Genomic DNA, 13,342 nt, shown 5'->3' on the forward strand with positions numbered 1-13,342 from the left:
GTCGCGGTAAGTGGTCATCATGGTTTCGTGTGCGGTGTTTCGTCCCGCGAGCTCTTCGAAAGATTTTCCAAGAGCTCGTGCATTTTTGACATGATTTCTAAGGCCACCCCCGTCGTTTCCAAACGCTGCTGGGTCTGGTCGAGTTGGCGGCGCAGCCGGGCAATTTCCGTTTGCTCCGGCGTTAACCGGCCAATCTTTTCCCCGGGCTTCTTCCCCGCCAGGACACCCGCGTCACGTAGCTTGCGCCACTCCGTGACCTGGGACGAATACAGGCCCTCGGTCCGCAGGTAGGCACCCCCGTCGCCGCTTTTGATGGCCTCGTCATACGCGGCTAGGTACTGAAGTTTCTGCGCTGGCGTGAAGGACCTTCTGGTCGGACCACCAGCTCGGGGTCCGGAACTACTCATAGGACTATCGTCGCGCACGGCGATCAAGGACTGGCTGGACATGGTGATGATTCCTGATTCTCGCCCTACGTCAAATGGCGAACTTGCTGTTAGGTACTGGCCTCACTCGACCTTGACACGTAGGGATCGCGTCTTGCCACTGTGTTGCGGTCACGCCAAGCAGATTGGTGGTCTCCGTGGCGTCGACCACGAAGGGTCGGTTGAATTGGTAGGCAGAGTCGTTCGCGGCACGGATCGTCGGCGACAAGAGGCCCAGCATCCGCAGAAGTGCCGACCCGTATGGGGTGACTTGTGCGTGCTGACCGGTGAGCATGTTGACTCTCGCTGTGATTTCTGTGCGGCTGAGTGGTGTATCGGTGGGAACCAGCCAGGCGCGTCCCCATTCGCCCTGATAGTCCGAGGCTGCGATCAGGGTTGTCGCGAAGTCGTCGAGGAAGGTCCAGCAGTGTTTCTGCGTGGCGCTGCCGAAGATCTTCAGCTTTTTCCCGGCCATCACCGGTTTGAAGAAGTCGCCGCCCAGTTGGGCCGTTTTCCCGGCGCCTGGGCCGAAGTAGTCACTGGCGCGGACTTCGACGGCCTGAATGTCGCCGCGTCGGTGCGCGGCAAGAGCGAGTTCCCAGCCGTTCTTGCGGACCAGGCCTTTGGCCTCCGTGGTCAACAGTGGGCTCTGTTCTGTCATCGGCATCGCAGCATCTTCGCCGTAGGCGTAGAGGTTGCCAGCGATCACCAATTTCGCCCCGCTTTGATGGGCTGCGTCGAGTGCCGCCTGGAACATCGGAGGCCACAGTTCTGCCCAACGGTGGTATTCGATCGGGCTGGTCGCCAAAAAGATGGTCTCACAGCCACGGGCGGCGGCAGTCAAGGACGCCGTGTCGGTGACGTCGAGTGTGAGAGTCTGGGCGCCATCCACCGCCGTGCCGGAGCGGCTTGCGATGTGCGCGCTATCTCCTCGCGCGTTGAGGCGAGCGGCGAGCGTCTTACCGACGGTTCCGGCGCCAGCAATGAGGTATTTGCTCATTTTGATGTGTCCTTATCTGTTTTGTTATTCATGCTGGTAAGTGCTCGTTCGCGCATGGCGAGAAAGAGCGGGAAAGCGAACGCGAAGGTAACGATCGGGATGAGCACCACGTAGGCCCAGACGAAACGCATCTGCAGCCGGCGCCCTTCGATGATCATGAAGATCGATGCAACGATGGCGCCGATGAGAATGTCGAGGCTGAGGGAGGAGACCGCTGGCCCGCTTGATAGCCAGTCGCCGACGAGGTTCCGGTTTTCAGTAATGGAGATCAGGTTCCAGGTCTAGGTGCCCACCAGCCCGACTGCGCTGACCACGAGGTACACAACTGCCAGGATTTTGCGGTCGCCGGTCACGCGTCCACCTCAGCGGTTGCGGCGCAGATACCCCGCGTTCGCTTGTTGCGGCCGATGATGATCGCGATTGCTGTTGCTGCGCCGAGATAAAGGAGTGCTGAAACGGTGAGGACCAATCCGTTGGGGCGGACGATAGATTCACCACCGAGTGCTTGGACGGTCAGTACGGTGAGGATTCCGACGAAAAGGGCGATGATGACCCAGATCACGTTGCGGCGCGTCCGTGCTTTGCGAAGGGCAGGGACACGGGCCGCGAGAAGTTCGAGGATGATCGCTGCAAGCGGTAGGACCTGCAGGGCGTGCATTCCAACGAAGTGCGGGATTCTGAGGTCGCCGGCAACAGTGCTCCAACCGAGCAGAGGCAGCCCTGGTTCACCGTCGGGAATCCCGACCGTATGGGCACCGATGATTCCCTGATAGTTCATCGTCTGGTCCGGCGTTGGAAGCGTCATCAGGAAGGCCAGCGCCATGCCGATCAGCGCAACAACGAAACCGGCGCGGATCGCAACGGTGCGGGTGGCATCGCCGAGATCGGTTCGGAACAGGACGACCATCACTGGCAGGGCGGCCGTCCACACAATCATGATCGAGACGGCCATCACGCCCCACAATGCCGCATGGAACGGTGTGGAGACATTGAAATGACTGGTCGTCCCCGCGATGACCGCACCGACGATGATCACGATCTCCACCAAAAGGAACGCGGCAGCAACAGTCCCAGCCCACCACGCCATTCGCTTGAAGCGCTGAAGCATCCCGATGAGCCATGCCAGCGTCAGGGTATACAGACCAATCGAAAGCGAGAACTTCAGCGGCTTCGCCCAAATCGGCGCACCAGTCATGGTTCGCGGGTCAACGACCAGACCGAAGATGCACACAATAGTGAGAATGCCCATGGCAATCGCAAGCCACAAAAGCGGTCGGTGCCATTTCGCCTCCGCCACGAAGGACTGGCGACTGCCAGCGGGCAGAAGCAGGGGAGCGGACAGAAGCGAGGGATTGGGCATCGGAGTCTTCAATCGAATGGGGAGTAGCAGCAGATAGTATTACTGTCGGATAGTAACAGTATCTATGTAGCCGACGCAAGCCTAAGTACCCCTCAGGCCCAAGCTGGCAGCACTAAGCCTCGGACTCACCGCACCAGAACACCCACCGGCCGCGGACCATTCCGCTTGCATCCATGTCACGACAAGGAGTCGAAGTGAGCCCGCACGCGGGACCCTCATCGGGGCGATAATTTCGGTCCTTGAGGCGGGGCCAGTCGACGGTTTTTCCGGTGCGCGAGGCGTGCCCGGCTGGGGGCCGCTTTCGGGATTGTTGTTGACCGCTGGATCAGGCGAAGCGCACCGTTCCGGTATGAATGAATATCTGATCGGATACGCTCGCGTATCCACGAACGAGCAAGATCTCACCGCCCAACGAAACGCCTTGGAAGCCCTCGACGTCAGATCGACTCTGATCTCTACAGACCACGGACTCACCGGCACTAACCGGGCACGACCCGGCCTGCGAGAAGCCTTGGCCGCCTGCAGGAACGGTGACACGTTAGTCGTTGCCAAACTTGACCGGTTGGCCCGCTCACTTCGGGACGCGAAAGACATCGTGGACGAACTCACCATCAAAGGCGTCAAGCTCAGCATCGGCGGATCCGTCCATGACCCGACCGACCCAATTGGGCGGCTTCTCTTCAATGTTCTGGCGATGGTGGCAGAGTTCGAATCCGATCTCATCCGCGCTCGAACGCGCGAGGGGATGCAAGTGGCCAAGGCCAAAGGTCATCTGCGTGGCAAGCAACCCAAGCTGTCCACCGCGCAGTAACGTCATCTGATGGAAGTGCACGAGGCCGGCACTCATTCCACTGCTGAACTTGCCGAGCTGTTCAGTGTCGCCCGCTCGACCGTCTATCGGACTGTGCAACGACAACTGGCACTGGACGCAAAGCGCGGTACTGAACCGCCAAATTGCGTCGCCACCCCAGCCTGATAACACCGGTTTGCGGGGCTGAAATGGGGCAGCCGCGAAATGCTCACCCGGCCCGCTTGAGGAGACAATCAAACTGACGCCGGAGCAACTCTTGCAAAATCTGCAAGAGTTGCTCCTAACTGGCCGCGGTCATGCACCAGGGTGAGTAGAAAATCGCGATGTGCGGTGAATGGAGGTCCGGTGGGCGAGATTGAGCTATATGTGTCCGCAGACGGTTCGGTGAACTTGGACGTTCGCACCGACGGCGACGCGGTCTGGTTGTCCCAGCTGTAGATGACGACGCTCTTTGGCCGAGACCTCTCGACTATCAGCAGGCACGTCGCGAATGCCAGGCGCGAGGAGCTTTCCGGCCTCCCAACTGTTGCAAAATTCGCAATAGTTCAACAAGAGGGAGACCGAACGGTCGAGCGTCAAGTCGATCACTACAACTTGGACGTCGTGCTCTCGGTCGGCTACCGCGTGAAGTCATCGGAAGGTATCCGATTTCGTCGCTGGGCGAGCGATGTACTCATGCGGTACGTCATCGCAGGTGTTGCGACCAATGATTCACGGCTCGAACAGATCAGCGCGATGGCCCGCATGCTTGAGCGCTCCAAAAATCCGGAGCTGGCAGGCATCGCCGAGATTCTGAGCCGCTACTCGCCGGCACTCAATCTACTGGACGAGTATGACCACGGCACGTTGAAGAAACCGCGCGGCACAGAACCCTCGGAACAGCTTGTTTACGTGACGGCGCGGGCCATAGTCGACGAGCTCGCGCAACAATTTCCGAAAGACGAGATGTTCGGCTCTGAGCGCGACGGTTCGTTCCATGGAATTCTCGGAGCAGCTGAGCAAGCATATGCCGACCAGGACTTGTATCCGACAGTGCAGGAGAAAGCGGCCCACCTGTTGTACTTCGTAGTCAAAGATCACCCATTCTCGGATGGAATCAAGCGCAGCGCCGCCGCACTATTCACGTATTACCTCAGCCTGAACGGCGCGTTGCAAAACGGCAACGGTGAGGACATGGTGTCTAGCAATGCCCTTGCCGCTATCACGCTGATGACCGCGATGAGCAGACCGGATGAAAAAGAGACCATCACCCAACTCGTGACGAACATGCTCGACGGGGCTCTCTAAACACACCGTGGACGCCCGCCTTAGATAGATTTTCGGTGCCGAAGTTGTCCGCAAGGGGAACGTGTTGCGGTCACCTATGAACTTGGTCACTGCTGTCCGCGGGGAGGGCATGTATTAGGGGGGTCGCGTGCCTTCTGGAGCCTTCGCGTCGACGTCTGCCCAGACCTCGGTCATCTCCACGATGAGCCCATCCTGCAGGGTGATGAAGGTCGCCACCTCGAAGTGCTGAAGCTTCTCGTCTACGAAGCCTGTGACGTGCGACCGTCCCGCGGCCCGATCACCGTTTCCGACATAGTCCTGGAGCACGAGGTGGTCAAAGCCAGGATATTCAGCGTTAAGGCGCACCCACGAGGCGTGATCGAAAACCTCCCCCGTGTGAACGTAGCGGCAGGCGAAGTCGTTGTGCAGCAGCTCCGGCAGTCCGTCCCAGTCGCGTGAATCGATGACGTCGGCCAGACGCCTCATCATCGTGGAAGCATCCATCCGCTCATGATGCCACCTCGTATCGAACGTGGCCGCCTCACCGGCGGCGGCGTGTAGGCTCGCCAGAACCGTCGTCGTTCTCGTACCGGACATTCCGACGCCGTAGCGGATGTTCTGGCAGGTTCGCGGGCCCTTCGGGAAGGCTTGTGGCTTCGGTGGTGTCCGGGGCGAAATCCGTTCCGCTCAACGAACCTTTATTGCGACAGGTGTGGGTCAACTCTCCGATCTGCCATGCGTCGCCATGCGAAGTCTGGCAGGAGGGCCAGTTGCTTTGTCTGCACGCGCGGGTGGCGTTTTGAGGGTGGTTTCGGCGAAGGATCCGGTCGCATCATTTGCTCAGTTGGTCACGACGGCGGGTGAGATAGGCCGTCTCGGCAGTGTTGCCTGCCAGTTCGATGGCCGTGTCGTATGCTGCGCGCGACTTCTGGTCTTGGCCCATCCGTCGCAGCAGATCGGCGCGAGTCGCATGGTAGGCGTGATAGCCGGCCAGCATGTCCTCAAGTCGGTCGACGGTCGCCAGGGCCACCTCGGGTCCGTCCAGCTCGGCGACCGCGATGGCCCGATTCAGCGCGACGATCGGCGAGGGGTCGAGGAGAACGAGACGGTCATAGAGGGCGACGACCTGCGACCAGTCGGTGTCGCGAATATCGGGAGCGGATGTGTGAACCGCGTTGATCGCAACGAGGATCTGGTAGCGACCCGGTGCAACCAAAGCAGTGAGACGCTTGCCCACCAGCCGATGACCCTCGGTCATGAGCGCATCATTCCAAGCCACCCGGTCCTGCTGGTCCAGGGTGACCAATTCGCCGCGTGCTGAGACTCGGGCAGCACTGCGGGCTTCGGTCAGGAGCATTAGCGCCAGCAGCCCGGTCACCTCACCGTACTCCGGCAGGAGCCCACGTATCAGGCGAGTGAGCCGGATCGTTTCGGCGGTCAGGTTGCGACGTACCGGATCGGTGTCGTGGCCGGTCGCCAGGTAGCCCTCGTTGAAGATCAGGAAGAGGACCGCGAGTACGCCGGAGACGCGCGCCGGGAGATCCTCCGCCGACGGCACCCGATACGGGATGTGAGCCGCCTTGATCTTGGCCTTCGCGCGGGTGATCCGTTGCCCCATCGTGGTCTCCTGCACCAGGAAGGCTCGGGCGATCTCGGTCACGGTCAGACCTCCGACCATGCGCAGCGTCAGGGCCACCCGGCTTTCCGTCGCGAGGGCAGGGTGACAGCAGGTGAACATCAGCCGAAGCTGGTCGTCGTCGATGGCGCCGACCGGGTCGGATGGGCTGTTGTCGGTCAACATCTGGGCCTGCCTCTGCTTGTCGTCGCGTGTGTTCTCGCGCCGGATGCGATCGATGGCCTTGCGTTTGGCGGTGGTGGTCAGCCAGGCGCCGGGGTTGGCGGGTATGCCATCGGCCGTCATTCGCTCGACGGCGATCGCGAACGCCTCGGCCGCCGCCTCTTCCGCGACGTCGAGGTCACCGAAACGTCTCGCCAGCCCAGCCACCACCCGGCCCCACTCCTCGTGGTAGACCCGGGTGATCGCCTGCTCGACCAGGGTTACTGGAACGGACGGACCTCAACTTTGCCCTGGCATGCCTTCGAGCCCTCGGCGGCCAGCGCAAGCGCATGGTCGAGGTCGACAGCCTCGATGATCCAGAATCCACCGATGTATTCCTTGGACTCCAAATACGGGCCATCACTGAAGACCGGGGTGTCGCCCTGGCCATCGACGACGGTCGCAGTCATCGCCGAGGCAAGGCCGTTTGCGTAGACGAAGTGGCCCGCGGCTTGCAGCCGCTCATTGAAGACACCCGTGTCCGCCATCGCCTTCACCATCGTCTCTCTGTCCAGGTAGCTGCCGAACTCGCTGCGCTCCGCCGGGCCGAAGACCGACATCAGGTATTGCGTCATGGTCACTACTCCGCTCGTGGCAGCCCCTCTGGCCACCTTGTCTATGCTACGAACGGCTCCGCGCCGATACGACACCGCGTCCGAGGATTCTTCCATCGATTTTCTGCGAGAGGTAACGCACGAAGCGGCACAGAAGAACGTCTTCATAAGCAGGACGGTGACCGGACGCGAAATTCGATCCTTCGAAAGTGGCTAATTGATGGGATTCGCAGTCCGGGACGGGTGCCCGCATAGGGGCCGCTTACGGGATTATTCTTGACCTCTGGCTCGGCCGACAGGCAGCGTTCCGGCTATGAATGAATTCCTGATCGGATATGCACGCGTATCCACGAACGAGCAAGATCTCACCGCCCAACAAAACGCCCTGGAAGCCCTCGGCGTTCGATCGAACCTGATCTACACCGACCACGGACTCACCGGCACCAACCGGGCACGACCAGGACTCCGCGAAGCCTTGGCCGACTGCCGGAACGGCGACACTCTTGTGGTTGCCAAACGCGACCGACTGGCCCGCTCCCTGCGGGATGCGAAAGACATCATCGATGAACTGACCGTCAAGGGCGTCAAACTCAGCATTGGCGGATCCGTGCACGATCCGACCGATCCGGTGGGGCGTCTGCTGTTCAACGTCCTGGCGATGGTGGCAGAGTTCGAATCCGACCTCATCCGCGCCAGAACGCGAGAAGGAATGCAAGTGGCCAAAGCGAAAGGCCACCTGCGCGGCAAACAGCCGAAGCTGCCGACAACCCAGCAACGTCACCTCATGGAAGTGCACCATGCGGGGACGCATTCGACCGCCGAGCTCGCTGAGCTGTTCAATGTCGCCCGCTCCACCGTGTACCGAACCGTTCAACGACAATCTGTGGACCGCTGAGGCACACACTCGCCGGCTCTCGTTGTCGGGCCAAGCAACTCAGCAACGGGACAGCCGAACCGAGGGACCGGCAGCAGTTAGTCCGATGGGCGAGCCGTGTCACAAGCGGAACGACTATCGGTCGCCGCCGATGTTCAGCTCCCATCGAGTCTCGCCATCTTCCATCGTGCACGTGGGTGCAAGACCCTGATTCTTTGCCACCGCCATAGAGGCATGATGCTGAGGATGTACGAAGGCGCCGAAAGAGCCAACGCCGCGTTCCCGCAGCCATTGGATCATTGCTCGCGTCGCTTCGGTAGCAACGCCATTCCCCTGCGCTTTAGGTGCCACGACCCACGCAATATCGGCGCTCAGTTTCCCTGTTTCGCCTTCAACGGTGGCCTGAACAAAACCGACCACGACTTCGGAAACTTTGTGGCGGATAACCCAGTTGAGCCACCACTCCGAGCCGTCGTTCGACTGCCCCACCGAGTGGGCGACGTAGCGCCGCACCAACCCTTCGGGAGTGGGTGGCTCGCCACCGATGAACTCATAGAGCGACGGATCAGCCAGCACCCTGACCATCTCCGGAGCGTGGTCGACTGAGAGCGGTTCCAACAAGAACCGTTCCGTTTCCACCTGCTCGGGTGCTGGCCACATCACGCCTAACTCTTCCACAACGCGTCGTCAAAGCGTCCGCAATCCGGTCCGTCACCGGGCTGCGTTGCACCCTCCGGAACTAGCGCGATCGAACCCCGCTTTTGACCAGCTTCACTTGCCCGCATGGGATCCGCTTGCGGGTCGACTTACAGACCCAGCACGCGACGCAGCCCTCGATCGACCTCATCAAGGAGACTGTCGGGGATTCGTGCAGCGTGGTCGCCCAGGTCGGACTTGTTGAGCGTGACCAGCGCGGTGACGTTTGCGACGGAGTCGCGCGGCAGGCCGGTCACTGACGAGGGCAGGAACACGTTGCCGGGCATTGTCGCTAAGGCAGTGTTCGAAGTGATCACTGCGACCAAGACCGTCGACAATCGACTCTCGTTGTAGGAGTTGGACTGAATGACCAGAACGGGCCGTCGGTTCGCGGGACGGCTACCGACTGGATCGCCAAGGTCCGCCCAGCAGACTCCGCCGCGTTCAATCACCACTCCTCGGTGCCGCCTGCCAAAACTCGGCGTCCGGCCTCAATGGCAGCGACACTGGACTCGTCATTGTCGATCCCTGCCAGGGCTTCGTCGATCTGTTTCGTCACGGAAACAGCGTCCAACTCGTTAAGATAGCGGTCGGCCGCTCGGGCAAAGAATTCCGAACGACTCATACCAAGCTCAAGCGCACGGCGAGACGCGCGGTCGAAAGTTTCGTCTGGAAGAGAGATTGCGGTCTTCATAGCATCAGTATAACCGGGTATGACTGGAAAGTTACGATGAACGATCCTTCGCCGGCCGCGTCGTTGACAAAACGAATCCTGCGAGATCCGCTCCCCTAATTGAATTGGGTGCGTGCCCTTGTACTGTCATCAGATGAAAACGCTCCGCTCGTTTGCTCTTGCCGGATTTGCGGTCGCGTGCTCGATGACTTTGTCGGGGTGCTCCGTCGACACTCTGATATGGGGAGCCGACGGCGCTCGCGTGATCGGGACAACCGAGAACCTGATCCAGGACATTGCCAAGGACGGAGCAACAGATCTCGTCTGTGCAGATGCCGAAGTAGATCTCGGCACGCCGAACGATTGGGTCGGCCTATCCGCGGGCGAACCGGGGCGGTTCGTTGCAGAGTTCTGGGAAGCTCAAGTTCCGCTCGATCCGCAGTGGAGCATCAACCTGGAAGGCCTGCCGAGTGGCGCGACTCCAGGAGACGAGCATCCCGGCGACGTCTTCTTCCGCGAGACCGAAGATGTCCTCTGCGTGATCGATGTGGCGTGGTGGACCTTGGTCGATGAAGGCTGACGGGCACGAGTTCTTCGCCATACGCTCGTCAACCGGTTCCTCACCGCCCGCATGACGGCCCGTTACGTGCCCGCACGCCGGTCGTCCTACGGGCACTGTGCCTCATCGTGGAATGTGTGGTGTCGAGTCCGTTTGCGGTCTCTCTCGCTATCGGCAGGTTGTTGGGTCTATGGTCACAATCGTGGAGTGGAAAACCGGGGAGTTCTGGGGCGACCGAGGCCGCGTAGCGAAAATTCACTCGGGGCCGTGGGCGGGCCGGTTCCTTTTCGCATACCCGGAGACCGTCGACGGCTGGTGGACGCTCGTAGTAGATCCAAGTTTCCGTAGGGATGCGCCGGGCGATCTTTACATCGATGACGCCGACTATCTGGTGGAGTTGGAAAGCGAGGGCCAATTCGAGTGGCTCCCTCTCGGAGCTGAGGAAGCACAGACCGAGCGTGAGCACTTCGATTGGCGGAAAGAATTTGACCCTGGGATGAGGACGTTGACGGGTTGGCAGAAGGTGATTCGCAAGCTCCGACGCCGGAATCGGCCGGCGGATAGAGGCGAAGTCGATCAGTGAAGCTGGAGCTGGAGCATTTCCCAGACGACCTTCCCCAGGCACGCGCCAGCGCTCGCACGACCCGGCAGGGTGATGCCCTTGGGGTGGTCAGGCGACGCTGCCCGTAGGCCGGAGGCCTTGCGGACACTCCGGTGCACCGGTCGGGTTGCGCCGTGTGCGTAAGCGTGTGCCGCCTGTAGGTCCCGCCCGAGATTAAGCCTGCTCCCGGGTGTCATACGCAACAACGGTCGTGTGTCGAATTCGATCGTTCGTGAAGCGGTGGATGGCGGGCTTTCGGCCGCGGGGCGACCAAGTCAAGCTCGATCACATCGTCAATCGACTCGCGTGAATATGTCGCCAGGTGACGGGCGCCGATCAAGGACTGAGGCAGAACGTCGAGCATCTGAGGTCACGTCTCCATCGCGTGGATAATGAGTTCGGTCCCACTGTCGAAGACGAGCACAACTATTTCGAGCAATCGTCCTTGGGTGTCGAACCCCAACCGGAGCTGGCGGGCTGGTGATTGTTGGCCCGCGCGGCGCTGGCAACCGGAAGCTGACGCCCACCCTCGCACGGCATGGGTGGAACAATCGAGAGCTATCGCTGTCGCACACTCGACAGTGGAAGGCGCCAGCGAATCAGGCCTGCCCGCCGCGACCCTGCAGATGTGCGCGCGTCAACGCCGCCACCTCGTCGTCGCTCAGGTCGTCGATCAACTTCGACTCGCGCCGGTCCACCTTGTGCCAGCGCATCAGCAGAATGATCAGCATCGGCGCGTCGAAGACTTCGGCCAGCAACCAGAGAATGTCACCGGAGAGCTGCTGGTCGCGCAGTGGGTTGGGGAACCAGCCGGGAACCACGCCCGGTGCGGCCCCGATACCGTCGAGCACGGTCTCGTTGATGCGCAGCAGAATGCCTGGAATGGCGTCGAACACGAAGGCCGCGAACGCGAGCACGAATTCGACCGAGATGAAGAGGCTCGTATGCAGGGTGGTGTTCTCGATAAGGGGAATCACCGTGAGCACGCCGATCAGTGGAATCAGAATGCTCACGCCCCACTGCCCGGCGAGGCTGCCACGCACCACCCCGCTGATTGTCGTGAGAAACATCATGAACAGGGCGAAGGAGAAGATCGGTTCGAAGACAGCGTTTCCGGTGAGACGAATGAGTCGCGAGTCGAGAAAGCGGTCGAGCCGGGAGGCATCCGTTTCGCACATCGCCAATCGGGCCAGAGCCACCGGTTTGCCCATGCTGATGAATGCCGGAACGGCCAGCAGCAGCAGGGCGATGCGAGTCGTGAACGCCCAGCGCAGCTCGGTGCTGTACACGCCGAGAAAGCCGAAGGAGATATAGGCGTAGGAGCCGAGTCCGAGCGCGTAGAACGCCATGATGCGCCAGGATGGCCAGCGGCTGCACGCGGCGCCCCGCCGCGTGCAGCCCCCGCGCGTAGAGCGCGGCTACGACCACAAGAACAATCAGGGCTACGGGGTCGAGATGCCACGCGGTGAGGTAGGTGAGGAGAGGTGGCACGCTCGCTCCCTAGGCTTGTCAACTCACAAAGACCGCGAGCCACCCCAGCGCGAGCGCCCACGCCGTACCGCACTTTCTGCGGGTCACGGCGGAAGCACGCGCGCTATCGTAGCCCCCGCTGCCATGCGTCAGCAGAGACCCTTCTCAACATCACCAGAACCCGCCGGTCGTGGATCACGATGGCGCACACTTCGAAATAGGTCACGGTGTTTCTTTCTCACGGCACGGGGAGATCGGCAGGCCCTGCGCTGCCAGCATCCTACGCACGGTCGAGGGTCCGCTAACCCGCTAGATTGAACCCGGGGGACACGAGATCAATGACAGCGCAGGCACCAACCATGGGGGAGCGGATCGCTGCCCAATCGGTCATCGAGGAACTACTGCGGCAGCATGTCGGCAGGCCCGATCGTACGGCTTTCGCCCGGATCTTCGGCTATTCACCGCTCGGTGCCGACAGCGTGAGCTGGTACCTCGGGGCGAAGGGCGAGATGGAGGTCGGCCGAATTCTCGCTGCGCTGCCGCCCGAGTGGACCGTCTCCATGCTCTCCCAATCGGCACAAAGGGCGCCGACATCGATCACCTCGTAGTCGGCCCCGGCGGCATCGTCACGATCAATACCAAGAACCACGCGGGCAAGCCCATCTGGGTGGCCGGGCAAACCTTGATGGTCTCCGGTCAGAAGCAGCCGTATATCCGCAACGCCGTTTTTGAGGCCATTCGGGTCACCAAACTGCTCCGGGAGCGGATGCCGCAGCTCCCCGAAGCGCACCCGGCGATCGCACTCGTCAACCCCAAATCACTAACGTTCAAGAAGCGGCCCGGGTGCGTGAAGGTGCTCGACGCCACAAATCTTCGACGCTGGTTGATTAAACTCCCCATCATTCTGACGCCAACCGACCTGCTGGAGCTGGTCGCGATCATCGACAATCCCGGCACCTGGTCGCCTCCAACCGCGCCGCCAACCGAGAACCTGATGGTGCGATTCGCGGCCCTTGACCGGCAAGTGCGGGCGGCGCACGTCAGGCGAACAGCGTGGAAGATGGCCTCCTTCGTCGGGATCCTCGGCGGTTTCGTCGTGGTGGGACCGCCCCTGGTAACCGCGATCATCGGCTTGCTCTTTTCCGGCGCCCAGTGAGCCAGCGCAACCCGCAACCGCTGACAGTTGAATTTCCAATCCACCTCTGAGGAGCACCCC

Annotated in this window: 16 protein-coding genes and 3 pseudogenes; 7 read left to right on the top strand and 12 right to left on the bottom strand. The window is 61.3% G+C overall.

Translation table 11 applies throughout. The annotated features are described in order from the left end of the window. Window positions 1-17 precede the first annotated feature (17 nt). The 4 genes from IWX77_RS17350 to IWX77_RS00020 all read right to left on the bottom strand — a co-directional run bounded on the left by IWX77_RS17350 (window position 18) and on the right by IWX77_RS00020 (window position 2,785). Window positions 18-449 (bottom strand): hypothetical protein, encoded by a 432-nt coding sequence (locus IWX77_RS17350; RefSeq protein WP_196842479.1) that lies wholly within the window; start codon window positions 447-449, stop codon window positions 18-20. 28 nt (window positions 450-477) lie between these two features. Then, the gene (locus IWX77_RS00010; RefSeq protein ID WP_196842480.1) at window positions 478-1,425 is read right to left on the bottom strand and encodes an NAD-dependent epimerase/dehydratase family protein; all 948 of its coding nucleotides are present in this window, start codon (window positions 1,423-1,425) and stop codon (window positions 478-480) included. Beyond that, window positions 1,422-1,697 carry a DUF2834 domain-containing protein gene (locus tag IWX77_RS00015; protein WP_327012045.1) on the bottom strand — a complete coding sequence of 92 codons (276 nt, stop codon included), beginning with the start codon at window positions 1,695-1,697 and terminating at the stop codon, window positions 1,422-1,424. The genes IWX77_RS00010 and IWX77_RS00015 overlap by 4 nt, the downstream gene beginning before the upstream one ends. A 77-nt stretch (window positions 1,698-1,774) precedes the next feature. Further along, window positions 1,775-2,785, bottom strand: a complete 1,011-nt coding sequence (locus IWX77_RS00020; protein WP_334353547.1) for a hypothetical protein — start codon at window positions 2,783-2,785, stop codon at window positions 1,775-1,777. 349 nt (window positions 2,786-3,134) lie between these two features. Between IWX77_RS00020 and IWX77_RS00025 the strand changes: the two are divergent. Further along, window positions 3,135-3,761: pseudogene (locus tag IWX77_RS00025) on the top strand (recombinase family protein). 273 nt (window positions 3,762-4,034) lie between these two features. Further along, window positions 4,035-4,883 carry a RhuM family protein gene (gene rhuM / locus IWX77_RS00030; protein ID WP_196842481.1) on the top strand — a complete coding sequence of 283 codons (849 nt, stop codon included), beginning with the start codon at window positions 4,035-4,037 and terminating at the stop codon, window positions 4,881-4,883. A 114-nt stretch (window positions 4,884-4,997) separates the two neighbouring features. On the opposite strand, the gene IWX77_RS00035 is transcribed toward rhuM, so the two are convergent. From IWX77_RS00035 to IWX77_RS00045, 3 genes are all read right to left on the bottom strand, one after another. Then, on the bottom strand, window positions 4,998-5,459 hold the full coding sequence (locus IWX77_RS00035; RefSeq protein ID WP_196842482.1) for a nuclear transport factor 2 family protein: 462 nt from the start codon (window positions 5,457-5,459) through the stop codon (window positions 4,998-5,000). A 235-nt stretch (window positions 5,460-5,694) separates the two neighbouring features. Further along, the gene (locus IWX77_RS00040) at window positions 5,695-6,918 is read right to left on the bottom strand and encodes a sigma-70 family RNA polymerase sigma factor (protein WP_196842740.1); all 1,224 of its coding nucleotides are present in this window, start codon (window positions 6,916-6,918) and stop codon (window positions 5,695-5,697) included. 2 nt (window positions 6,919-6,920) lie between these two features. Further along, window positions 6,921-7,274: a YciI family protein gene (locus tag IWX77_RS00045; protein WP_327012025.1), complete on the bottom strand. Its 354-nt coding sequence runs from the start codon at window positions 7,272-7,274 to the stop codon at window positions 6,921-6,923. 292 nt (window positions 7,275-7,566) lie between these two features. On the opposite strand from IWX77_RS00045, the gene IWX77_RS00050 reads away from it, so the two are divergent. Continuing rightward, complete coding sequence (locus tag IWX77_RS00050) at window positions 7,567-8,148, top strand: recombinase family protein (protein WP_196842483.1); 582 nt, start codon at window positions 7,567-7,569, stop codon at window positions 8,146-8,148. 114 nt (window positions 8,149-8,262) lie between these two features. On the opposite strand, the gene IWX77_RS00055 is transcribed toward IWX77_RS00050, so the two are convergent. From IWX77_RS00055 to IWX77_RS00065, 3 genes are all read right to left on the bottom strand, one after another. Continuing rightward, complete coding sequence (locus tag IWX77_RS00055) at window positions 8,263-8,787, bottom strand: GNAT family N-acetyltransferase (RefSeq protein ID WP_196842742.1); 525 nt, start codon at window positions 8,785-8,787, stop codon at window positions 8,263-8,265. 146 nt (window positions 8,788-8,933) lie between these two features. Continuing rightward, window positions 8,934-9,278 carry a type II toxin-antitoxin system PemK/MazF family toxin gene (locus IWX77_RS00060; RefSeq protein WP_196842484.1) on the bottom strand — a complete coding sequence of 115 codons (345 nt, stop codon included), beginning with the start codon at window positions 9,276-9,278 and terminating at the stop codon, window positions 8,934-8,936. Beyond that, entirely contained in the window at window positions 9,272-9,517 is a 246-nt protein-coding gene (locus tag IWX77_RS00065) for a ribbon-helix-helix protein, CopG family (RefSeq protein ID WP_196842485.1), read from the bottom strand. The genes IWX77_RS00060 and IWX77_RS00065 overlap by 7 nt, the downstream gene beginning before the upstream one ends. Before the next feature lie 133 nt (window positions 9,518-9,650). Here IWX77_RS00065 and IWX77_RS00070 point away from each other — a divergent pair, with 133 nt between their 5' ends. Both IWX77_RS00070 and IWX77_RS00075 read left to right on the top strand, forming a co-directional pair. Continuing rightward, entirely contained in the window at window positions 9,651-10,076 is a 426-nt protein-coding gene (locus tag IWX77_RS00070; RefSeq protein ID WP_196842486.1) for a hypothetical protein, read from the top strand. A gap of 169 nt (window positions 10,077-10,245) precedes the next feature. Next, window positions 10,246-10,638: a hypothetical protein gene (locus IWX77_RS00075; RefSeq protein ID WP_196842487.1), complete on the top strand. Its 393-nt coding sequence runs from the start codon at window positions 10,246-10,248 to the stop codon at window positions 10,636-10,638. A 388-nt stretch (window positions 10,639-11,026) separates the two neighbouring features. Here IWX77_RS00075 and IWX77_RS16865 read toward each other — a convergent pair. Next, window positions 11,027-11,137, bottom strand: a pseudogene (locus tag IWX77_RS16865) (toxin); the annotation flags it as partial. Between the two features lie 118 nt (window positions 11,138-11,255). Beyond that, a pseudogene (locus tag IWX77_RS00080) lies at window positions 11,256-12,035 on the bottom strand (cytochrome c oxidase assembly protein); the annotation flags it as partial. Window positions 12,036-12,464: 429 nt separating this feature from the next. Here IWX77_RS00080 and IWX77_RS00085 point away from each other — a divergent pair. Then, the gene (locus tag IWX77_RS00085; protein WP_196842489.1) at window positions 12,465-12,734 is read left to right on the top strand and encodes a hypothetical protein; all 270 of its coding nucleotides are present in this window, start codon (window positions 12,465-12,467) and stop codon (window positions 12,732-12,734) included. Continuing rightward, window positions 12,674-13,282, top strand: a complete 609-nt coding sequence (locus IWX77_RS00090; RefSeq protein ID WP_196842490.1) for a nuclease-related domain-containing protein — start codon at window positions 12,674-12,676, stop codon at window positions 13,280-13,282. The genes IWX77_RS00085 and IWX77_RS00090 overlap by 61 nt, the downstream gene beginning before the upstream one ends. Window positions 13,283-13,342 lie beyond the last annotated feature (60 nt).

The sequence above is a fragment of the Cryobacterium sp. CAN_C2 genome (genome assembly GCF_015751745.1).
GTDB lineage: Bacteria > Actinomycetota > Actinomycetes > Actinomycetales > Microbacteriaceae > Cryobacterium.

Coding starts and splice junctions, on each gene's coding strand:
- IWX77_RS00075 (WP_196842487.1), top strand. CDS start 10,246: ATGGTCACAATCGTGGAGTGGAAAACCGGGGAGTTCTGGGGCGACCGA.
- IWX77_RS00070 (WP_196842486.1), top strand. CDS start 9,651: ATGAAAACGCTCCGCTCGTTTGCTCTTGCCGGATTTGCGGTCGCGTGC.
- IWX77_RS00085 (WP_196842489.1), top strand. CDS start 12,465: ATGACAGCGCAGGCACCAACCATGGGGGAGCGGATCGCTGCCCAATCG.
- IWX77_RS17350 (WP_196842479.1), bottom strand. CDS start 449: ATGTCCAGCCAGTCCTTGATCGCCGTGCGCGACGATAGTCCTATGAGT.
- IWX77_RS00050 (WP_196842483.1), top strand. CDS start 7,567: ATGAATGAATTCCTGATCGGATATGCACGCGTATCCACGAACGAGCAA.
- IWX77_RS00010 (WP_196842480.1), bottom strand. CDS start 1,425: ATGAGCAAATACCTCATTGCTGGCGCCGGAACCGTCGGTAAGACGCTC.
- IWX77_RS00065 (WP_196842485.1), bottom strand. CDS start 9,517: ATGAAGACCGCAATCTCTCTTCCAGACGAAACTTTCGACCGCGCGTCT.
- IWX77_RS00045 (WP_327012025.1), bottom strand. CDS start 7,274: ATGACGCAATACCTGATGTCGGTCTTCGGCCCGGCGGAGCGCAGCGAG.
- IWX77_RS00020 (WP_334353547.1), bottom strand. CDS start 2,785: ATGCCCAATCCCTCGCTTCTGTCCGCTCCCCTGCTTCTGCCCGCTGGC.
- IWX77_RS00055 (WP_196842742.1), bottom strand. CDS start 8,787: ATGTGGCCAGCACCCGAGCAGGTGGAAACGGAACGGTTCTTGTTGGAA.
- IWX77_RS00035 (WP_196842482.1), bottom strand. CDS start 5,459: ATGTCCGGTACGAGAACGACGACGGTTCTGGCGAGCCTACACGCCGCC.
- rhuM (WP_196842481.1), top strand. CDS start 4,035: ATGACGACGCTCTTTGGCCGAGACCTCTCGACTATCAGCAGGCACGTC.